15 protein-coding genes and 1 tRNA gene are annotated in these 20,646 nt (G+C 72.9%); 11 read left to right on the top strand and 5 right to left on the bottom strand.

The features are described 5' to 3' along the window. Genes ACH4PY_RS25485 through ACH4PY_RS25500 form a run of 4 tightly spaced genes read left to right on the top strand, consistent with a single transcriptional unit; the run spans position 1 to position 4,439 of the window. Entirely contained in the window at positions 1 to 930 is a 930-nt protein-coding gene (locus ACH4PY_RS25485; RefSeq protein WP_398187246.1) for a branched-chain amino acid ABC transporter permease, read from the top strand. A gap of 4 nt (positions 931 to 934) precedes the next feature. Beyond that, positions 935 to 2,806 carry a branched-chain amino acid ABC transporter permease gene (locus ACH4PY_RS25490; RefSeq protein WP_398187249.1) on the top strand — a complete coding sequence of 624 codons (1,872 nt, stop codon included), beginning with the start codon at positions 935 to 937 and terminating at the stop codon, positions 2,804 to 2,806. A gap of 8 nt (positions 2,807 to 2,814) precedes the next feature. Then, positions 2,815 to 3,726 carry an ABC transporter ATP-binding protein gene (locus ACH4PY_RS25495; RefSeq protein WP_398187251.1) on the top strand — a complete coding sequence of 304 codons (912 nt, stop codon included), beginning with the start codon at positions 2,815 to 2,817 and terminating at the stop codon, positions 3,724 to 3,726. Further along, positions 3,723 to 4,439: an ABC transporter ATP-binding protein gene (locus ACH4PY_RS25500; protein WP_398187254.1), complete on the top strand. Its 717-nt coding sequence runs from the start codon at positions 3,723 to 3,725 to the stop codon at positions 4,437 to 4,439. The genes ACH4PY_RS25495 and ACH4PY_RS25500 overlap by 4 nt, the downstream gene beginning before the upstream one ends. An 84-nt stretch (positions 4,440 to 4,523) precedes the next feature. Here ACH4PY_RS25500 and ACH4PY_RS25505 read toward each other — a convergent pair whose 3' ends face one another. Then, a complete protein-coding gene (locus tag ACH4PY_RS25505) occupies positions 4,524 to 5,087 on the bottom strand; it encodes an ANTAR domain-containing response regulator (protein ID WP_398187641.1) in 564 nt (187 codons plus the stop codon). 214 nt (positions 5,088 to 5,301) lie between these two features. Here ACH4PY_RS25505 and ACH4PY_RS25510 point away from each other — a divergent pair. Continuing rightward, positions 5,302 to 5,374 (top strand) — tRNA-Leu (locus tag ACH4PY_RS25510). 83 nt (positions 5,375 to 5,457) lie between these two features. Here ACH4PY_RS25510 and ACH4PY_RS25515 read toward each other — a convergent pair. Together ACH4PY_RS25515 and ACH4PY_RS25520 are read right to left on the bottom strand one after the other, a co-directional pair. Continuing rightward, a complete protein-coding gene (locus ACH4PY_RS25515) occupies positions 5,458 to 5,931 on the bottom strand; it encodes a PaaI family thioesterase (RefSeq protein WP_398187257.1) in 474 nt (157 codons plus the stop codon). A gap of 88 nt (positions 5,932 to 6,019) precedes the next feature. Beyond that, on the bottom strand, positions 6,020 to 8,359 hold the full coding sequence (locus ACH4PY_RS25520; protein WP_398187260.1) for an FdhF/YdeP family oxidoreductase: 2,340 nt from the start codon (positions 8,357 to 8,359) through the stop codon (positions 6,020 to 6,022). Positions 8,360 to 8,474: 115 nt separating this feature from the next. On the opposite strand from ACH4PY_RS25520, the gene polA reads away from it, so the two are divergent. Together polA and ACH4PY_RS25530 are read left to right on the top strand one after the other, a co-directional pair. Beyond that, positions 8,475 to 11,189, top strand: a complete 2,715-nt coding sequence (gene polA / locus ACH4PY_RS25525; RefSeq protein ID WP_398187263.1) for a DNA polymerase I — start codon at positions 8,475 to 8,477, stop codon at positions 11,187 to 11,189. Positions 11,190 to 11,410: 221 nt separating this feature from the next. Then, a complete protein-coding gene (locus ACH4PY_RS25530; RefSeq protein WP_398187266.1) occupies positions 11,411 to 12,712 on the top strand; it encodes a lytic murein transglycosylase in 1,302 nt (433 codons plus the stop codon). Positions 12,713 to 13,056: 344 nt separating this feature from the next. Here ACH4PY_RS25530 and hrpB read toward each other — a convergent pair whose 3' ends face one another. Continuing rightward, positions 13,057 to 15,597, bottom strand: a complete 2,541-nt coding sequence (gene hrpB / locus ACH4PY_RS25535) for an ATP-dependent helicase HrpB (RefSeq protein ID WP_398187269.1) — start codon at positions 15,595 to 15,597, stop codon at positions 13,057 to 13,059. Positions 15,598 to 15,685: 88 nt separating this feature from the next. Further along, a complete protein-coding gene (locus ACH4PY_RS25540) occupies positions 15,686 to 16,507 on the bottom strand; it encodes a class I SAM-dependent methyltransferase (RefSeq protein ID WP_398187271.1) in 822 nt (273 codons plus the stop codon). A 284-nt stretch (positions 16,508 to 16,791) separates the two neighbouring features. Here ACH4PY_RS25540 and rpsA point away from each other — a divergent pair, with 284 nt between their 5' ends. The 4 genes from rpsA (at position 16,792) to ACH4PY_RS25560 (ending at position 20,555) form a co-directional block, all read left to right on the top strand. Then, positions 16,792 to 18,291 (top strand): 30S ribosomal protein S1, encoded by a 1,500-nt coding sequence (gene rpsA / locus ACH4PY_RS25545; protein ID WP_398187274.1) that lies wholly within the window; start codon positions 16,792 to 16,794, stop codon positions 18,289 to 18,291. A 158-nt stretch (positions 18,292 to 18,449) separates the two neighbouring features. After that, positions 18,450 to 19,388: a proteasome assembly chaperone family protein gene (locus ACH4PY_RS25550; protein ID WP_398187276.1), complete on the top strand. Its 939-nt coding sequence runs from the start codon at positions 18,450 to 18,452 to the stop codon at positions 19,386 to 19,388. A gap of 44 nt (positions 19,389 to 19,432) precedes the next feature. After that, positions 19,433 to 20,053, top strand: coding sequence for a dephospho-CoA kinase (coaE, locus tag ACH4PY_RS25555; protein ID WP_398187279.1), 621 nt, complete (start codon positions 19,433 to 19,435; stop codon positions 20,051 to 20,053). 139 nt (positions 20,054 to 20,192) lie between these two features. Then, positions 20,193 to 20,555 carry a tetratricopeptide repeat protein gene (locus ACH4PY_RS25560; RefSeq protein ID WP_398187282.1) on the top strand — a complete coding sequence of 121 codons (363 nt, stop codon included), beginning with the start codon at positions 20,193 to 20,195 and terminating at the stop codon, positions 20,553 to 20,555. The last annotated feature ends 91 nt before the right edge of the window (positions 20,556 to 20,646 follow it).

Raw genomic sequence — 20,646 nt, forward strand, 5'->3', positions numbered from 1 at the left:
GTGCACACCCTGCCGCAACAGCTGGCCAACGGGCTGTTCATCGGCTCGATGTACGGGCTCATCGCCATCGGCTACACGATGGTGTACGGCATCGTCCAGCTCATCAACTTCGCCCACGGCGAGATCTACATGACCGGCGCCTTCGGCGCGCTCGCGGTCTACACGAACCTTCCCGACGGCATGTCCATATGGGCGGCGCTGCCGCTCATGCTGGCCGGCGGCGCCATCGTGTCCGTCCTCATCGCGGTGGGCGCCGAACGCCTCGCCTACCGCCCGCTGCGGGGCGCACCACGGCTGGCACCGCTGATCACCGCCATCGGCCTCTCCCTCGCGCTCCAGCAGGCGGTCTTCCTGTGGTACCCGAACGCCACCGCGGGCAAGCACTTCCCGCAGCTGCCCGGCGGCCCGTTCCACGTGGGCTCCGTTGACATCCAGACCGGTGACATCTTCCTGGTGGCCGCGGCCGCGATCTGCATGACCGCGCTGGCCGGCTTCGTCCGCACCTCCCGCACCGGCCGCGCCATGCAGGCCACCGCGCAGGACCCGGACACCGCCAAGCTGATGGGCATCGACACCAACCGCATCATCGTGATCGCGTTCGCCATCGGCGGTTTCTTCGCCGCGGTCGCCGGTCTCGCCTCCGGTCTGAAGTACGGCCAGATCAAGTACGACATCGGCTTCCAGGCGGGCCTGAAGGCCTTCACCGCCGCCGTCCTCGGCGGCATCGGCAACATCTACGGAGCCATGCTCGGCGGTCTCGTCCTCGGCATCGCCGAGTCCTGCTCCTCCGCGTACATCTCCAACATCCCCGGCATGCAGCAGCTCGGCGGCAGTGAGTGGGCCAACGTCTGGGCGTTCGTCCTGCTCATCGTGGTGCTGCTGGTCCGGCCGCAGGGCCTGCTCGGCGAACGCGTAGCGGACAGGGCGTGATCGTATGACCGACCTTCCCACCACCGCGGCGGTGACCACCGAGACCGCTCCCGACGGCGCCCGCACCGCGCGCTACCTGCCGCTGCCGCTCACCGCGGCCAAGGCGCTGGTGCTGCTCGGCGCCGTCGTGTCGGTCGCCTCGACCTTCATGTCCTGGACGTACACCAAGGACTTCCCCGGCGACCTCACCGTCAGCGGGTATCCCGGCGGCCTCCAGATCATGACGCTGATCGAGGCGATCATCGCCGGAGTCGTCGCGCTCGGCGCCTTCGGGGTGCCGGGCCTGCGCTGGCTCAACCCCAGCCGCTCCTACAACTCGGTGCTGCTGCTGGCCCTCGGCACGCTCGGCACCACCTGGTACACCGTCATCGACATCGCGGCCAAGCTCGGCGGCCTGGCCAACCTCGACCCCGGCGGCTTCGTCGCCGCCGTCGGCAGCGCGCTGCTCTTCGCCGGCGCCCTCGGCCTGCCGGCGCACCGCGCGCCCCGCGAGGAGACGGACAGCGAGTACGCCGAGTCCGCCCGGATCCCGTTCGTCGCCGCCGCCCGCCGGGCGCTGCGCGACCTGCGGATCACCCAGGACGGCATGAAGGTGCCCGACCCGCGGCAGCTCAACGTGTGGCTCCAGCGGCTGGCGGTCGTGGTGGTCTACGCGATCGGCGTCAAGGTCCTCACCTACGGTCTGGCCACCAGCTACAGCGACATCTTCATCGGCTTCCTGATCGTCGTCTGCTTCACCTTCTGGGGCATGTCCGGGTCCGGTCTGCTGCGCCAGTTCCAGCAGATCGTGCGGGAGAACAAGATCTTCTCCTCCAGCGCCTGCATCCTGGCCGCCATCGCCTACCCGTTCGTCCAGAACGACGAGCACTGGGCCAACCTCGGCGTCAACATCCTCATCGTCGGCACCGTCGCCCTCGGCCTGAACATCGTCGTCGGCCTCACCGGTCTGCTCGACCTCGGGTACGTCGCCTTCCTCGGTGTCGGCGCCTACACCGCGGCCCTGGTCTCCGGCTCGCAGTACTCGATCTGGTCCGGCACGCAGTTCCCGTTCTGGGCCGCCGCCCTGACCGGAGCCGCCGCGGCCCTGGTCTTCGGTGTGCTGATCGGCGCCCCGACGCTGCGGCTGCGCGGCGACTACCTGGCCATCGTCACGCTCGGCTTCGGAGAGATCTTCCGCATCGTCGTCAACAACCTCGACGGCGTCAGCGGACCGAAGATCACCAACGGCCCGAACGGCATCGCCGTCATCCCGGACCTGTCGATCTTCGGCTACAACCTGGGCAAGACCCATGACGTCGGCGGTTTCGAGCTCGGCCGGTTCGCCAACTACTACCTGCTGATGCTGCTGATCACCGTCATCGTGGTGCTGGTCTTCACCCGCGCCGCCGACTCCCGCATCGGCCGCTCCTGGATCGCCATCCGCGAGGACGAGACCGCGGCCACCGCGATGGGCATCAACGGCTTCCGGGTCAAGCTCATCGCCTTCGCCCTCGGTGCCTGCCTCGCGGGCCTGGCCGGTACGGTCAGCGCGCACGTCACCAACTCCGTGGTGCCCACCCCGTACGTCTTCTCCGGCTCGACACCGCCGAACTCCGCCTTCCTGCTCGCCGCCGTCGTCCTCGGCGGCATGGGTACGGTCAGCGGCCCGATCCTGGGCGCGGCGCTGCTCTTCCTGATCCCGGAGAAGCTGGACTTCCTCACCCGCTACGAGCTGTTCGCCTTCGGCCTGGCGCTGGTCCTCATCATGCGGCTGCGGCCGGAGGGCATCATCGCCAACCGGCGCCGGCAGCTGGAGTTCCACGAGGACGAAGCCACCACGCCCGGCAAACGCCCCCTCGGCGACGACACCGTACCCGTCGGCACGGCGGGGGCGTGAAGGACACCATGACCACCACCATTCCGCACCAGTCCGCCCCGCGTGACGGGGCCGGTGAGCCGCTGCTCCAGGCCAGTGGCGTCGTCATGCGGTTCGGCGGCCTGACCGCCGTCCGCGACGTGGACCTCACCGTCAACACCGGGGAGATCGTCGGCCTCATCGGCCCCAACGGCGCGGGCAAGACCACCTTCTTCAACTGCCTCACCGGCCTGTACGTCCCGACCGAGGGCACCGTCAGCTACCGCGGCACGGTGCTGCCGCCCAAGCCGCACCTGGTCACCAAGGCCGGCATCGCCCGCACCTTCCAGAACATCCGGCTCTTCGCCAACATGACGGTGCTGGAGAACGTCCTGGTCGGGCGGCACACCAGGACCAAGGAGGGGCTGCTCTCGGCGATCATCCGCGGCCCCGGCTACCACCGGGCGGAGGCCGCCTCGCGGGCCCGCGCCAGGGAGCTGCTGGAGTTCACCGGCCTCGCGGACAAGGCCGACCACCTGGCCCGCAACCTGCCCTACGGCGAGCAGCGCAAGCTGGAGATCGCCCGGGCGCTCGCGAGCGAGCCCGGTCTGCTGCTGCTCGACGAGCCGACCGCGGGCATGAACCCGCAGGAGACCCGGGCCACCGAGGAACTGGTCTTCGCCGTCCGCGACCAGGGCATCGCCGTGCTCGTCATCGAGCACGACATGCGCTTCATCTTCAACCTGTGCGACCGCGTCGCCGTGCTCGTGCAGGGCGAGAAGCTGGTCGAGGGCAGCTCCGAGGTCGTCCAGCAGGACGAGCGGGTCATCGCCGCGTACCTCGGCGAGCCCTTCGAGACGGGCGGCGAGCAGGAGCCGGAGCCCGCGCCCCCGGAGCCGCAGGCCGCACCCGCGGCGGAGCCGGAGCAGGGGCAGGACGAGCAGCAGGAGAACGACAAATGACCGCACTGCTCGAAGTGGACAACCTGCGCGTCGCGTACGGCAAGATCGAGGCCGTCAAGGGCATCTCGTTCTCCGTCGAGGCCGGCCAGGTCGTCACTCTCATCGGCACCAACGGCGCGGGCAAGACCACCACCCTGCGCACCCTCAGCGGGCTGCTCCGGCCCGTCGGCGGGAAGATCGTCTTCGACGGGCGCCCGCTGCACCGCGAGCCCGCGCACCGGATCGTGGCGCTGGGCCTGGCCCACTCGCCCGAGGGCAGGCACATCTTCCCCAGCCTGACCATCGAGCAGAACCTCCAGCTCGGCGCGTACCTCCGCAAGGACTCCGCCGGGATCACCCAGGACATCGAGCGCGCCTACACGCTCTTCCCGATCCTCGGCGAGCGCCGCAAGCAGGCCGCGGGCACCCTGTCCGGCGGTGAGCAGCAGATGCTGGCGATGGGCAGGGCGCTGATGTGCAGGCCCAAGCTGCTGATGCTCGACGAGCCGTCGATGGGCCTGTCGCCGATCATGATGCAGAAGATCATGGCGACGATCAGGGAACTCAAGGAGCAGGGCACCACCATCCTGCTCGTCGAGCAGAACGCGCAGGCCGCGCTCTCGCTCGCCGACCAGGCGCACGTCATGGAGGTCGGCACCATCAAGCTCTCCGGCACCGGCGCGGAGCTGCTGAACGACGAGGGCGTCCGCAAGACCTACCTCGGCGAGGACTGAAACCCCGCGCCCGTACGCGAGGGGGCCGCACCCGGATCGCCGGGTACGGCCCCCTCGCGTACGGCGGTGCGACGCCGGTCCGGGCTACTCGCCCGCGACCTCCTCGATCACGGCCTGCGCGACCGCCTGCATCGACATCCGGCGGTCCATCGACGTCTTCTGGATCCAGCGGAAGGCGGCCGGCTCGGTCAGGCCGTACTTCGTCTGCAGCACGCTCTTCGCGCGGTCCACCAGCTTGCGCGTCTCCAGCCGCTGCGAGAGATCGGCGACCTCCGCCTCCAGCGCCCGCAGCTCCTGGAAGCGGCTGACCGCCATCTCGATCGCCGGCACCAGGTCGCTCTTGCTGAACGGCTTGACCAGGTAGGCCATCGCGCCCGCGTCCCGCGCCCGCTCCACCAGCTCGCGCTGCGAGAAGGCGGTGAGCATCAGCACCGGCGCGAGCTTCTCGCCCGCGATGCGCTCCGCGGCCGAGATCCCGTCCAGGACCGGCATCTTCACGTCCAGGATCACCAGATCCGGACGGTGCTCCTCGGCGAGTTTGACCGCCGCCTCCCCGTCGCCCGCCTCGCCGACGACCGCGTAGCCCTCCTCCTCCAGCATCTCCTTGAGATCCAGCCGGATCAGCGCCTCGTCCTCCGCGATCACCACGCGGGTGGTCTGCGGGGGGACGTGTGACGTCGCCGCGGGCTGCTCGGACGGCTGGTCGGCGGGGGAATCGGTCTGCTCGCCGGACTGCGCGGCGGACTCGTCGGGGGCGCTCACGGTGCTCCTCGGTTCAGGCGGGGTGCTGCTACTAGAGCCTACCCAGCTCCGCTAAGGTAGGACCACGCAGGACCGCCGAGGGCCCTGCGTTTCGCAAGGAGCCCCGGTAGCCCAGCGGTAGAGGCAGTGCTCTCAAACAGCATCCAGCGTGGGTTCGAATCCCACCCGGGGTACGCCGGGCCCGCCGCGGACAACCGCGCGGGCCCTTGCCGCAGCAGGCCTCAGACCCCCGTCACGGGGGCGGGCGCGGCCACGGTCACGCCGTCGCCGCCGGAGCGGCCGGGCGCAGCATGCAGGTCAGCCGGGCGGTGCAGACACGCTTGCCGGAGTCGTCGTCGGTGATCACGATCTCGTAGGTGGCCGAGGAGCGCCCCCGGTGCACCGGCGTCGCGGTGCCGGTGACCTGGCCCTGGCGCATGCCGCGGTGGTGCGTCGCGTTGAGGTCCACGCCCACCGCGATCTTGCTGGGGCCCCCGTGCAGCATCGCGCCGACCGAGCCCAGGGTCTCGGCGAGCACCGCCGAGGCACCTCCGTGCAGCAGCCCGTACGGCTGGGTGTTGCCCTCCACCGGCATCGTGCCGACCACCTGGTCCGGCGACGCCTCCAGGATGCGGATGTTCATCCGCTCGCCCAGGTGACCGGCCGAGAAGAGCGCCTGCAGATCGATGCCGAGCCCGGCGTACTGCTCCAGGATCTCCTGCGGGAAACGGGTGACGGTCTGCTCGCCCATGCGCTCGGCTCCGATCGGCCTCTACGTCGCTGCCGCGGTGGGGTGTACCGGACAGCCTTGTCCCTGGCTTTCTACCGCACGGGCACGGTCACGAGCGCGTCGGGTCGGCCGCCGGACCTGCCGCGGGACCGGGCGCCGGTTCCGCCGGCGTGCCCGCGCGGGCCCGCTCCAGCCGGACGACGACCGACTTGGCCGCGGGCGTGTTGCTGGTCTCGGCCGTGTGGTCGAGCGGTATCAGCACGTTGGTCTCGGGGTAGTACGCGGCGGCGCAGCCGCGCGGTGTGGGGTAGTGGACGACCCGGAAGCCCTCCGCGCGCCGCTCGGAGCCGTCCTTCCACTCGCTGACCAGGTCGGCGTACTCCCCGTCGGCCAGCCCGGCGGCCGCCGCGTCGTCGGCGTGCACCAGCACCACCCGGCGGCCCCCCTTGATGCCGCGGTAGCGGTCGTCGAGGCCGTAGATCGTGGTGTTGTACTGGTCGTGCGAGCGCAGCGTCTGGAGCAGCAGCCGCCCCTCGGGCACGGTGGGGTACTCCAGCGGCGCGGCCGTGAAGTTGGCCTTGCCGGTGGCGGTGGGGAAGGTGCGCGAGTCGCGCGGGCCGTGCGGCAGCGTGAAGCCGCCGGGGCGGCGCACCCTGGCGTTGAAGTCGTCGAAGCCGGGTATGACGCGGGCGATACGGTCGCGGATCAGGTCGTAGTCGCGCTCGAACTCCGCCCACGGCACCGTGCTGCGGTCGCCGAGGACCGCGCGGGCCAGCCGGGAGACGATCGCCGGCTCCGACAGCAGCTGCGGCGAGGCGGGCGGCAGCCCACCGCGCGAGGCGTGCACCATGCCCATCGAGTCCTCGACGCTCACGAACTGCGGCCCGGCCGCCTGCACGTCCTTCTCGGTACGGCCCAGCGTCGGCAGGATCAGCGCGCGGGCGCCGGTCACCGCGTGCGAGCGGTTGAGCTTCGTCGAGACGTGCACCGTCAGCCGGGCGCGGCGCATCGCCGCCTCCGTGACCTCGGTGTCGGGGGAGGCCGCGACGAAGTTGCCGCCCATCGCGAAGAAGACCTTCGCCTCACCGTCGCGCAGCGCGCGGATCGCCCGCACCACGTCCAGGCCGTGCTCGCGCGGCGGGGCGAAGCCGAACTCCCGCTCCAGGGCGTCCAGGAAGGCCGCGGTCGGCCGCTCGAAGATGCCCATCGTACGGTCGCCCTGCACATTGCTGTGCCCGCGCACCGGGCACACCCCCGCACCCGGCCGGCCCACGTTGCCGCGCAGCAGCAGGAAGTTGACGACCTCGCGGATCGTCGGCACCGCGTGCTTGTGCTGGGTCAGGCCCATCGCCCAGCACACCACGACGCTTTTCGCGTCCAGCACCATCGCGTGCAGCTGCTCGATCGCGGCCCGCTCCAGGCCGGTCGCGCGCTCCACCTCCGCCCAGTCGGCGGCGCGGGCCGCGGCCTCGTAGGCGGCGAAGCCGTGGGTGTGCTCGGCGATGAAGTCGCGGTCCAGCGCGTCCGCCTCGATCAGCAGCCGCCCCAGCGCCCGGAAGAGCGCCTGGTCGCCGCCCAGCCGCACGGGCAGGAAGAGGTCGGTGAGTTTCGTGCCGGGCCCGGCGAGGCCGCCCGCCGTCTGAGGGTTGCGGAAACGCTCCATGCCCGCCTCGGGCAGCGGGTTGACGGTGACGATCTTCGCGCCGCCGCGCTTGGCCTTCTCCAGTGCCGACAGCATGCGCGGGTGGTTCGTGCCCGGGTTCTGGCCCGCGACGACGATCAGCTCGGCGCGGTACAGGTCGTCCAGCAGCACGCTGCCCTTGCCGACGCCGAGCGTCTCGGTCAGCGCCGAGCCGGACGACTCGTGGCACATGTTGGAGCAGTCCGGCAGGTTGTTGGTGCCGAACTCGCGGGCGAAGAGCTGGAAGAGGAAAGCGGCCTCGTTGCTGGTGCGGCCCGAGGTGTAGAAGACGGCCTCGTCGGGCGAGCCGAGCGCGTCCAGCTCCCCGGCGATCAGCTCGAAGGCCCGCTCCCACGGCACCGCCTCGTAGCGCTCGGCGCCCTCGGCCAGGTACATCGGCTGGGTGATCCGGCCCTGCTGCCCGAGCCAGTAGCCGCTGCGCCGGGCGAGGTCGGCGACCGGGTGCGCGGCGAAGAAGTCGGGCGTGACGCGGCGCAGCGTCGCCTCCTCGGCGACGGCCTTGGCGCCGTTCTCGCAGAACTCGAAGGGGTGCCGGTGGTCGGGCTCCGGCCACGCGCACCCCGGGCAGTCGAATCCGCCCTTCTGGTTGACCTTGAGCAGCGTGAGCGCCGTCCGCCGGGCACCCATCTGGGCCCCGGCCGCCTTCATCGTGTGCCCGACCGCCGGCAGCCCGGCGGCGGCCTTCTTCGGCGCACCGACGTGCGGCGCGTCCTGGACGGGATCACCCTCGGGAGCCTTCTTCGCCATGCCCCCGATCCTCCCACCGTTCCCCGCGGGACGCGCCAGGGGTGCGACGGGCCGACCGCGTGCCGGGATCCGCCGGAATCCGGGATTGTCGGTGGTCCGTGGGAGGATCGCTCACGTGGCAACGAAAGCATCGAAGACGACGACCGACCGCCCCCGCCTGATGCTGCTGGACGGGCATTCGCTGGCGTACCGGGCGTTCTACGCGCTGCCCGTGGAGAACTTCAGCACCGCCACGGGCCAGCCGACGAACGCGATCTACGGCTTCACGTCCATGCTGTCGAACACGTTGCGTGACGAGCAGCCGACGCATCTGGCGGTCGCCTTCGACGTCTCCCGCAAGACCTGGCGCTTCGACGAGTACCCGGAGTACAAGGCGACGCGCACCAAGACGCCCGACGAGTTCCGCAGCCAGGTGGAGCTTATCGGCGAGCTGCTGGACGCGATGGGGGTGCGGCGCTTCGCCGTCGAGGGCTTCGAGGCGGACGACGTCATCGCCACCCTCGCCACCCAGGCCGAGGAACTCGGCTACGAGGTGCTGATCGTCACCGGCGACCGGGATTCCTTCCAGCTGGTCAGCGACCACGTCACCGTGCTCTACCCGACCAAGGGCGTGTCCGAGCTGACGCGCTACACCCCGGAGAAGGTCGAGGAGAAGTACGGCCTCACCCCGCGCCAGTACCCGGACTTCGCGGCACTGCGCGGCGACCCGTCCGACAACCTGCCCGGCATCCCCGGCGTGGGGCCGAAGACGGCGACGAAGTGGATCAGCGAGTTCGGCTCGTTCGACGCGCTGGTCGAGCGGGTGGACGAGGTCAAGGGCAAGGCCGGGGAGGCACTGCGCGCGCACCTGGACGCGGTCAAGCTCAACCGGCGGCTGACGGAGATGGTCAAGGACGTCGCGCTGCCCGTCGGCCCCGAGGGCCTGGAGCGCGTGCCGTACGACCGCCCCGCGGTCACCGGCGTGCTCGACGTGCTGGAGTTCCGCCACGCCAACTTCCGCGACCGGCTCTTCGCCGCCGACCCCGGCGAGATCGAGGAGGAGCCGGAGGTCGCCGAGGGCGTCGCCGTCGAGGGCACGGTGCTGGCCGCGGGCGACCTGCCGGACTGGCTCACCGGGCACAGCGGGGTGCCGGTCGGCCTCGCCAGCGTCGACACCTGGGCGCTGGGCGCCGGCAGCGTCACCCAGATCGCGCTCGCCACCGCGGAGGACGCGGCCTGGTTCGACCCCGCGCAGCTCGACGAGACCGACGAGCGGGCCTTCGCCGGCTGGCTCGCCGACCCCACCCGCCCCAAGGTGCTGCACAACGCCAAGAACACCGCCCGCGTCTTCGCCGAGCACGGCTGGACGGTCGACGGGGTGTCGATGGACACCGCGCTCGCCGCCTACCTGATCAAGCCCGGCCGCCGCTCCTTCGCGCTCGACGTCCTGTCGGTGGAGTACCTGGGCCGTGAACTGGCCCCGGTCGACACCGGCAGCGGCCAGCTCGCCTTCGGCGAGGAGAGCGACGAGGAGGGCGCGGCCGCCGCGGGCGCCCTCATGGTGCAGGCCCGCACGGTGCTCGACCTCGGCGAGGTCTTCGGCGCCCGGCTGCCCGAGGTCGGCGCCGCCGAGCTGCTGCACGACCTGGAACTGCCGACGTCCGCGCTGCTGGCGAAGATGGAACGGGCCGGCATCGCCGCCGACCGCGCCCATCTGGAGGGCCTGGAGGAGCAGTTCGCCGCTGCCGTGCAGCACGCGGTGGGCGAGGCGCACGCCTCGGTCGGCCACGAGTTCAACCTGGGCTCGCCCAAGCAGCTCCAGGAGGTGCTGTTCGGCGAGCTGGGCCTGCCCAAGACCAAGAAGACCAAGACCGGCTACACCACGGACGCCGACGCGCTCGCCTGGCTCGCCGCGCAGACCGAGCACGAACTGCCGGTCATCATGCTGCGGCACCGCGAGCAGGCCAAGCTGCGCGTCACCGTCGAGGGCCTGGTCAAGACGGTCGCCCCGGACGGGCGGATCCACACCACCTTCAGCCAGACCGTCGCCGCCACCGGCCGCCTGTCGTCCACCGACCCCAACCTGCAGAACGTGCCGGTCCGCACCGACGAGGGCCGCGCCATCCGCCGCGGCTTCGTCGTCGGCGAGGGCTACGAGTCGCTGCTGACGGCCGACTACAGCCAGATCGAGCTGCGCGTCATGGCCCACCTGTCCGAGGACGAGGGCCTCATCGCCGCCTTCACCTCCGGCGAGGACCTGCACACCACCGTCGGCTCCCAGGTCTTCGGCGTGACGCGGGACGCGGTGGACGCGGAGATGCGCCGCAAGATCAAGGCCATGTCCTACGGCCTGGCGTACGGCCTGTCCGCCTTCGGCCTGTCGCAGCAGCTCGGCATCGAGGCCGCCGAGGCGCGCGCCCTGATGGAGACGTACTTCGAGCGCTTCGGCGGGGTGCGCGACTACCTGCACCGCGTCGTCGAGGAGGCCCGCGTCACCGGCTACACCGAGACACTGCTCGGCCGCCGCCGCTACCTGCCCGACCTCAACAGCGACAACCGGCAGCGCCGCGAGATGGCCGAGCGTATGGCGCTCAACGCGCCGATCCAGGGCTCGGCCGCCGACATCGTCAAGCTCGCCATGCTGCGGGTCGACGAGGCGCTCACCAAGGAGCAGCTGACCTCCCGCATGCTGCTCCAGGTGCACGACGAGATCGTGCTCGAAGTCGCCCCCGGCGAGCGGGCCGCCGTCGAGGAGCTGGTGCGCCGCGAGATGGCCGGGGCGTACCCGCTGCGCGCCCCGCTGGACGTGTCGGTGGGCGTCGGACCGGACTGGGAGTCCGCCGCCCACTGAGCCGCGCACGGCGGGGCGGCGCACTCCGGCGCGCGCCCCGCCGCCCCGGCGACCACCAGATGGACGGGGGGAGAACGGCGGGCGGTGACAAGCCGACCGTGCCCGTTTGCGCACATTTTGAGTACGTCCGCACGGTGGTCACGTGCCGCAAGTTGCCGTAGGGTCGGCGGAGTTGTGGCGCCGGAGACGGCGCACTCCGCACCTGGGAGGGGAAGCACCCTATGGCAGCGCGGCGTTACGGCCGAAGGCTACGCAGGGGAGCGGCAGGCACGGCGGTCGCCGCCGCGGCGATGGCAGCGCTCAGCGCGTCACAGGCACCCGGGTTCCTCCCGGTCGCCCACGCCGCACCCGCGCACACCGAGCAGCAGACGACCCTGGCCCCGCCACCCGGGCCGGCCATCGACGGTGACACGCCCTACATCACCGACATGCCGCCGCTCAACACCCCCACCGGACCGCCGCTGGTCTCCCCGACACCGGGAGCCCCCGGCGGTCCTTCGGTGAACATCCCCACCGACGGCTCCGGCCTGCCCGCGACCGTACTCGCCGCCTACCGGCGCGCCGAGGCCTCCGTCGCCGAGAGCGACCCAGGCTGCCACCTGCCCTGGGAACTCCTCGCCGCGATCGGCCAGGTCGAGTCCAACCAGGCCCGGCACGGCGCGGTCGACGCCAACGGCACCACCTACAAGCCGATCCTCGGGCCCGTCCTCGACGGCAACGGCTTCGCGAACATCAGCGACACGGACGGCGGGCGCTACGACGGGGACCCGTTGCACGACCGGGCCGTCGGGCCCATGCAGTTCATCCCCTCGACGTGGGAGCGCTGGGGAGCCGACGGCAACGGCGACGGCAGGGACGACCCCAACAACATCTACGACGCCGCCCTCGCCGCCGCGCACTACCTGTGCGCCGACGGGCGCGACCTCGCCGTCCCGGCCCAGATGGACCGGGCCATCCTCGGCTACAACCACTCGCAGGCCTACCTCGCGCTGGTCCGCGCCTGGTACGACCACTTCACGCAGGGCGGGGCCGTCTCCGTCCCCGACAGCCCCGGCACGCCCGCCGCCCCGGCCAAGCCGGGCACGCCGAGCAGTCCGCCCACCACGACGCCCCCGCCCGCGGCGGGCGGCGGCGGCGAGTCCACGACCCCGGTCGAGCCCGGGGGCGGCACGACGACCCCGCCGCCCACCGACGGCGGGACGACCACCCCGCCGCCGACCACCCCGCCCACGGACGGCGGCACCACCACGCCGCCGCCCACGGACGGGTCGGGCGACCCGACGACGCCGCCGACGGATCCGACGGACCCGGGGGACCCGACGACGCCGCCGGTGTGCGAGTCGCCGACCCCGACGGATTCGGCGACGCCGACGCCGACTCCCACGGACTCCGGCACGCCCACGGAGGACCCGTGCGCGACGGCCACACCGACGCCGGAGGAGACCCCGTCCGGGGAGGCTTCCCCGTCGGCCACGGCCTCGGCTTCGCAGCCGGCGACCGCTGCGGTGAGCGTGCGCCCGTAGGGGTCTCGCCCCGGGGTGCCGCTTGCGGTGGCTCCCGCGACCTTCCCCCAGGTGGGGGCTGGTCGCGCAGTTCTCCCCCAGGCTCCGCCTGGGAGGTGCCGCCACGCGCCCCTGGCTTCTTGCCCCGCGCGGCATCAGCGAGCCCCTGACGGGCGCTTCCCCTGCGGGGGAGGGCGAGCGTTTTTAGGGGCGCGGGGAACTGCGCGCTCAGCCCTCGCCGGGGGAAAGGCGCCGTTCCACGCCAGGTGGCAGCCCTCTGGGCTGCGCTCAGCTCCCGCCGGGGGGAGGTCCCGGGGCGGCTGGACGGGGCCAGGGTGGGGGGAGACCCCGGCCCCCGCGGATGCTCAGGTGCGGGGGTTGAGGCGGCGCGTAGGGGCCGTGGTGGAGGGGTCCTCCGGCCACGGATGGCGCGGGTACCGGCCGCGGAGTTCCGCGCGGACCGCGGGGTAGCCGGTGCGCCAGAAGGAGGCGAGGTCGGCGGTCACCGCGACGGGGCGCCCCGCGGGGGAGAGCAGGTGGACGAGGACGGGGACGCCCGCGATACGCGGGGTGTCCGCGAGGCCGAACATCTCCTGGAGCTTGACCGCGAGAACGGGCTGCTCACCCGTGTAGTCGACGCGGACGCGTGAGCCGCTCGGCACCTCCAGCCGTTCGGGCGCCAGCCCGGCGAAGCGCGCCGCCTCGCCCGACGCCCAGGGCAGCAGCCGCGGGAGTGCGTGCCCCGCGTCCGTCCGTTCCAGGTCGGCGCGGCGGCGGGCGGTGGCCAGCTCCGGGCCGAGCCACTCCGGGGCGCGCTCCAGCAGTGCTTCCTCGGCGACGTCCGGCCACGGCTCGCCCAGCACGCGGTGCACGAACGCCATCCGCTGCCGCAGCTCGCGGGCCTCCCGGGACCAGTGCAGCAGCCCCGTGCCCTCGGCGGCGAGCCCGTCGAGGAGGGCGGCGCGTACGGCGGCGGGGTCGGGGGAGCGCAGCGGGGCCGACTCCAGCTCCACCGCGCCGAGCCGTTCCACCTGCCGGGCCACCACGTCGCCCTGCGCCCAGCGCACCTCCTCGTACGCCTCCAGGGCCCACCCGGCGGCGGTCCGCGCGGTCGTCCCGTCGGTCACCGCGGCGAGCCGCACCCGGGCCGCGGCCCGGCCCGCGGCACGGTCGGCGACCGCGACGGCCACCCATTCGGCGCCGCCGAGCGCGTCCCCGACGTCGGCGGCGGTGCCGGACACCATCAGGTAGCCGCCGGTCGCACGCCGCCGTGCCAGCCGTTCGGGGAAGGCCAGGGCGACGACGAGCCCGGCGGCGTCGTCGTCGCTGAGCGCCGACGGCCGGCCGCCGCCCGTGGTACGGGCCGGGCCCTTCGCCCCGGGCCCGGCCTCCGTGCGCAGGGCGGACTCCAGGCGGCGGGTCTCCGCGCGCCAGCGCGGGGCGTAGGGGTCGGTCGCGCGGCGGGCGGTGTGCCAGGCGGCAGTCAGGTCGGGGCCGTACGCGGCGGGGACCTCTTCGGAGAGCAGCGCGGTGAGTTCGGCGGCGCGGGTGGCGCCCACTTCGGGGGCGGCGTCGAGGAGGGCGCGGCCCAGCCGGGGGTGCAGGCCGAGGCGGGTGAGGCGGCGGCCGCGCGGGGTGGCGCGGCCCGTACCGTCCACGGCGTCCAGCGTGCGCAGCGTGGCGCGGGCGGCGGCGAGCGCGCCGGGCGGCGGCGGGTCCAGCAGGGCCAGCCCCGTCGCGTCGGGCTCGCCCCAGCACGCGGCCTGGAGGGCGAAGCCGGTGAGGTCGGCGAGGGCGATCTCGGGTTCGGGCTGCCGGGCCAGCCGGTCGTGCTCGGCCTGCGACCAGCAGCGGAAGACCGTGCCGGGGGCTTCCCGCCCGGCCCGCCCGGCGCGCTGCTCGGCGGCGGCCCGTGACACCCGCACGGTGGTGAGCGCGCCCAGCCCCCGCGCGTGGTCGGTGCGCGGTTCGCGCGCGAGGCCGCTGTCGACGACCGCCCGTACGCCCGGCACGGTCAGGCTGGACTCGGCCACCGACGTGGCGAGCAGTACGCGGCGCCGTTCGCCCGGTGCGAGGGCGGCCTCCTGCACGGCGGCCGGGGCCCGCCCGTGCAGCTGGAGCACGTCTACGCCGAGCCCGCCGAGCATCCCGGCGACCCGGGCGATCTCCCCGGCGCCGGGGAGGAAGCACAGCACGTCGCCCTCGGTGCCGGAGAGCGCCGTACGGACGACGGCGGCGACGTGCGCGAGCAGCGCGGGGTCCACGCTCATGCCGTGCGGGGGCCGTACCGGGCGCGGCGGCGGTGTCCACCGCACGGCGACCGGGTGCAGCACGCCCGCGGCCTCGACCACAGGTGCCCCGCCGAGCAGCGCGGACCACGCCGCCGTGTCGGTCGTCGCGGAGGCGGCGACGAGCCGCAGCTCGGGGCGCAGCGCGGCGCGTACGTCGAGCAGGAAGGCCATCGCGGTGTCGGCGTCCAGGTGCCGTTCGTGGCATTCGTCGAGGACGACGGTGCCGACACCGGCCAGCTCGGGGTCGCGCTGGAGGCGCTGGAGGAGGACGCCGGTGGTGACGACCTCGACAGCGGTGGCGGCGGAGACCTTCCGGTCGCCGCGCACGGTGTAGCCGACCGTGCCGCCGACGCGCTCGCCCAGCAGCCACGCCATCCGCAGCGCTGCCGCCCGCGCGGCCATCCGGCGCGGCTCGGCGACGACGACCCGGCCGCCGCCCGCCGCGGCCAGCTCCAGCGGCACCAGCGTCGTCTTCCCCGTGCCGGGCGGCGCGGCGAGCACCGCACACCCTTCCCGCGCGAGCGCGTCCAGCAGCTCGGGCACGACCGCGGCGACCGGCAGCCCCCGCCCCTCGTCCCGTACCGCGAAGCCCCCGCGGGCGGTGCCCGGACTCATCCGCGGCCCCCGCCGCCGGCGACCGTCACCGTCACGCCCGGGGCAGCCCGGCCCGTGAGGTCGCCCGTACGCCCGCGCGGCGCCCCGCTCATTCCGCCACGCACACGAAGATCGCCGTGCCCGGCAGCAGGCGGCCGCGCAGCGGGGACCAGCCGCCCCACTCCTGGGTGTTCCAGTCGGGCCACTCCGGTTCCACCAGGTCGAGCAGGCGCAGGCCGGAGGAGGTGAGGGCGCGGATGTGGTCGCCGAGGGTGCGGTGGTGCTCGACGTAGACGGCCAGGCCCCGGTCGTCCTGCTCGACGTAGGGGACGCGGTCGAAGTAGGAGCCGGAGACCGTCAGGCCCTCCTCGTCCGGTTCGTCGGGGAAGGCCCAGCGCACGGGGTGGGTGACGGAGAAGACCCAGCGGGCCCCGGGGCGCAGCACCCGGCGGACCTCGCGGTGGACCCGCGCGACGTCGGCGACGAAGGGCAGCGCCCCGTACGCCGAGCAGGCCAGGTCGAAGGAGTCGTCGGCGAAGGGCAGGAAACCGGCGTCGGCCTCGACGAGGGGGACGGCGGCGGCCGCGGGGGCGTCCTCGGCGAGGCGCCGGGCGTGCTGGAGCTGGCGGTGCGAGAGGTCGAGGGCGACCGGCCGGGCGCCCCGCGCGGCGAGCCAGCGCGAGCACTGCGCGGCCCCGGCGCCGATCTCCAGCACCGCCTTGCCGCGCAGTTCCGCCGCCGGGCCGAGGAGGGCGGCGGACGCCTCGTCGAGCCCCTCGGGGCCCCAGACGAAGCGGTCGTCGCCGAGGAAGTCGCCGTGCTCGCGCTGGTAGTCGTCGGCGTTGCGGTCCCACCAGCCCCGGTTGGCCCGGCTGCTCTCCGTGGTCCCCGCGCTGCGCCGGGTCGCTTCGGGTTCGGGTCCTTGGATCATGGCGGCAGTCGTCGTACTCTCTGAAAAGACCTGCGGACGGGGGGCTTACGGCGGTTTGGTTCGTTACGCGCCCGGTGGGCTCTTCGTGCATTGACCCTGCCCGGCTGCCCCCGTATGCTACAAGTTGCGCTGGTAGCCTGCGCGCCTCAGACGGAGCAGGCCACGCTCGACACCGCCGCAGTCTCACGGCCCCCTTTGGGCGAGCCGGAGGCACGGTGGGACCGAAAAAGGCTTCGGCGTAGCAGTACCTACGACTTACTGTCCGTACCGGAGTCCTTTCCCTAATGACGAGCAGCACCGAGGCCCCTCGTACCACCCCGCAGGTGGCGGTCAACGACATCGGCAACGAGGAAGCCTTCCTCGCGGCGATCGACGAGACGATCAAGTACTTCAATGACGGCGACATCGTCGACGGCGTCATCGTGAAGGTCGACCGGGACGAGGTCCTGCTCGACATCGGTTACAAGACCGAAGGTGTCATCCCCTCCCGCGAGCTGTCCATCAAGCACGACGTCGACCCCAACGAGGTCGTCGCCGTGGGCGATGAGATCGAGGCCCTGGTCCTCCAGAAGGAGGACAAGGAAGGCCGCCTGATCCTCTCGAAGAAGCGCGCCCAGTACGAGCGCGCCTGGGGCACCATCGAGAAGATCAAGGAAGAGGACGGCATCGTCACCGGTACCGTCATCGAGGTCGTCAAGGGTGGTCTCATCCTCGACATCGGCCTGCGCGGCTTCCTCCCCGCCTCCCTGGTCGAGATGCGCCGTGTGCGCGATCTCCAGCCCTACGTGGGCAAGGAGCTCGAGGCCAAGATCATCGAGCTGGACAAGAACCGCAACAACGTGGTCCTGTCCCGCCGTGCCTGGCTGGAGCAGACCCAGAGCGAGGTCCGCCAGACCTTCCTCACCACCCTGCAGAAGGGCCAGGTGCGCTCCGGCGTCGTCTCCTCCATCGTCAACTTCGGTGCGTTCGTGGACCTCGGCGGTGTCGACGGTCTGGTGCACGTCTCGGAGCTGTCCTGGAAGCACATCGACCACCCCTCCGAGGTCGTCGAGGTCGGCCAGGAGGTCACGGTCGAGGTCCTGGACGTCGACATGGACCGCGAGCGTGTCTCCCTGTCGCTGAAGGCGACGCAGGAAGACCCGTGGCAGCAGTTCGCCCGTACGCACCAGATCGGGCAGGTCGTGCCCGGCAAGGTCACCAAGCTCGTCCCGTTCGGTGCGTTCGTCCGGGTGGACGAGGGCATCGAGGGCCTGGTCCACATCTCCGAGCTGGCCGAGCGCCACGTGGAGATCCCGGAGCAGGTCGTCCAGGTCAACGACGAGATCTTCGTCAAGGTCATCGACATCGACCTGGAGCGCCGCCGCATCTCGCTGTCCCTCAAGCAGGCCAACGAGTCCTTCGGCGCCGACCCGGCCTCGGTCGACTTCGACCCGACGCTGTACGGCATGGCCGCGTCGTACGACGAGCAGGGCAACTACATCTACCCCGAGGGCTTCGACCCCGAGACCAACGACTGGCTCGAGGGCTACGACAAGCAGCGCGAGGAGTGGGAGGCCCAGTACGCCACGGCCCAGGCCCGCTTCGAGCAGCACCAGGCCCAGGTCATCAAGTCCCGCGAGGCCGACGAGCAGGCCGCTGCCGAGGCCGGCAGCGCCGCTCCGGTGTCCGGTGGCGCGGGCTCCGGCGGTTCGTACTCCTCGGAGTCGGACGACAACTCCGGTGCCCTCGCTTCCGACGAGGCGCTCGCCGCGCTCCGCGAGAAGCTGGCCGGCGGCCAGAGCTGACCCCCGGCCCGGGGCTCACGTCCCAGGCCATCGCGGCCCCGCACCCCTCCCGGGTGCGGGGCCGCACCGCGTCCACCGGCCGCCGGCCCCGCCCCGGGGCGGGAATGGGCGGCCGGAGTTGTTCGTTGTGGTGACAGATAACGAGGAGGACGATCATCGTGCTGGATCCGCAAGGGCTGTACGAGTACGTACCGGGCGGGGCCGAGGCCGTCGACGAGGCGGTCGGGGACACCGGACCGGTGCTGCTCTACCACTTCGAGGGGTTCATGGACGCCGGTGAGGCCGGCGAGCAGATCAGCGAGCAGCTGCTGGACCGGCTCGACAACCAGCTCGTCGCCCGTTTCGACGCCGACCGGCTGGTCGACTACCGGGCCCGCCGCCCGATCATGACGTTCGAGCGCGACCACTGGTCGTCCTACGAGGCGCCGACGATCGATCTCTACCTGCTCCGCGACACCACCGGCACCCCGTTCCTGCTGCTCACCGGCTCCGAGCCGGACGTGGAGTGGGAGCGCTTCGCGACCGCGGTGCTCCAGGTCATCGAGCGCCTCGGGGTCCGTATCGCCATCAACTTCCACGGCATCCCGATGGGCGTGCCGCACACCCGCCCGGTCGGCCTGACCCCGCACGGCAACCGGGTGGACCTGGTGCCGGGCCACCGCGCGTGGTTCGACGAGGCGCAGGTGCCCGGCAGCGCGGCCGCGCTGGTCGAGCTGCGGCTCGCCGAGGCGGGGCGTGACGTGCTGGGCGTCGCCGCGCACGTGCCGCACTACCTGGCGCGCTCCCCGTACCCGGACGCGGCGCTCGCCGTGCTGGAGGCGGTCACCGCGGCCACCGGCCTGGTGCTGCCCGAGATCGCGCACGCGCTGCGCAACGAGGCGCACACGGTACGTGTCGAGATCGACCGGCAGGTCGCCGAGGGCGACGGCGAGCTGGTCTCGGTGGTGCGCGGCCTGGAGAGCCAGTACGACGCCGTGGCCGGTACGGACAGCCGGGAGAACCTCATCGCCGAGCCCGTCGATCTGCCCTCGGCCGACGACCTGGCGGCGGAGTTCGAGCGCTTCCTCGCCGACCGCGAGGACGACAACGGACGCTGACGGGCGACGCTGCCCGGCAGGAGCGGCCGGATAGGGTGACCGGCATGCTGACAGTGGGGCTGACCGGCGGGATCGGAGCCGGCAAGAGTGAGGTCGCACGGCTGCTGGCGTCCTACGGGGCGATCCTGGTGGACGCCGACCGGATCGCCCGGGAGGTCGTGGAGCCGGGCACACCCGGTCTCGCCGCGGTCGTCGAGGAGTTCGGGCCGGGGGTGCTGGCGCCCGACGGCTCGCTCGACCGGCCGAAGCTCGGTGCGATCGTCTTCGCCGACGAGCAGCGCCGCAAGGCGCTCAACGCGATCGTGCATCCGCTGGTCGGCGCCCGCTCCGCCGAGCTCCAGCAGGCGGCCGGGCCCGGCGACATCGTGCTGCACGACGTCCCGCTGCTCACCGAGAACGGCCTGGCACCGCTCTACGACCTGATCGTGGTGGTCGACGCCGATCCGGACACGCAGGCCGACCGGCTGGTGCGGCTGCGCGGGATGACGCCGGACGAGGCGCGGGCGCGGATGGCCGCGCAGGCGCGGCGGGCGGACCGGCTGGCCGTCGCGGATCTGGTGATCGACAACAACGGGCCGCTGGAGGCGCTGGAACCGCAGGTCCAGGCGGTGTGGGCCGAGCTGCGCGAGCGGCTGGCGGCCGGACGCGGCAGCGAGGACGGGTAGCACCGGGCGGGCCGTACGAAGGGCGCGCGGGTGTGCGCCGCCGGGGCGCCGTGGCGGGAATGCGATTGCCGCCCGGTGTGTTGGGTATGTCTGTCCCGACGATCATTCGTCCCCGTGCCCGATGTCAGGGAGGCGGACAGTGCCCGAGCGCACCCCGGAAACCCATGTGATCGACTTCCGCGCCGCCGAGCAGCTGCTCGCCGCGCGCGACCCGCGCGGCGCTGTGAAGCTGCTGGACCCGGTCATCGCCGCCCACCCGGAGAACACCGCGGCCCGGCTGCTGCGCGCCCGCGCGTTCTTCCTCGCGGCGCAACTGCGGCCCGCGGAGCTGGAGTTCCAGGTCGTCCTGGAGCGCGAGCCGGACAACGCGTTCGCGCACTTCGCGCTGGGCCGCACCCTGGAGCGGGCCGCCCGCCCCGCCGAGGCCCAGCGGCACTTCCGGCTGGCCGCGGCGCTCGACCCGCGGCCGGACTACCTGGCCGCCGCCCGCTTCGAGGCATAGCCCCCCGGCCCCCCGGCCCTTCGGCCCGTCACGACGCGGCGCCCACCGGAGAGATCCGGTGGGCGCCGCGTCGCGCTGTTCCCCTCCCCGG

It is taken from the genome of Streptomyces sp. NPDC021224, assembly GCF_044332905.1.
Taxonomy (GTDB): Bacteria; Actinomycetota; Actinomycetes; order Streptomycetales; family Streptomycetaceae; genus Actinacidiphila.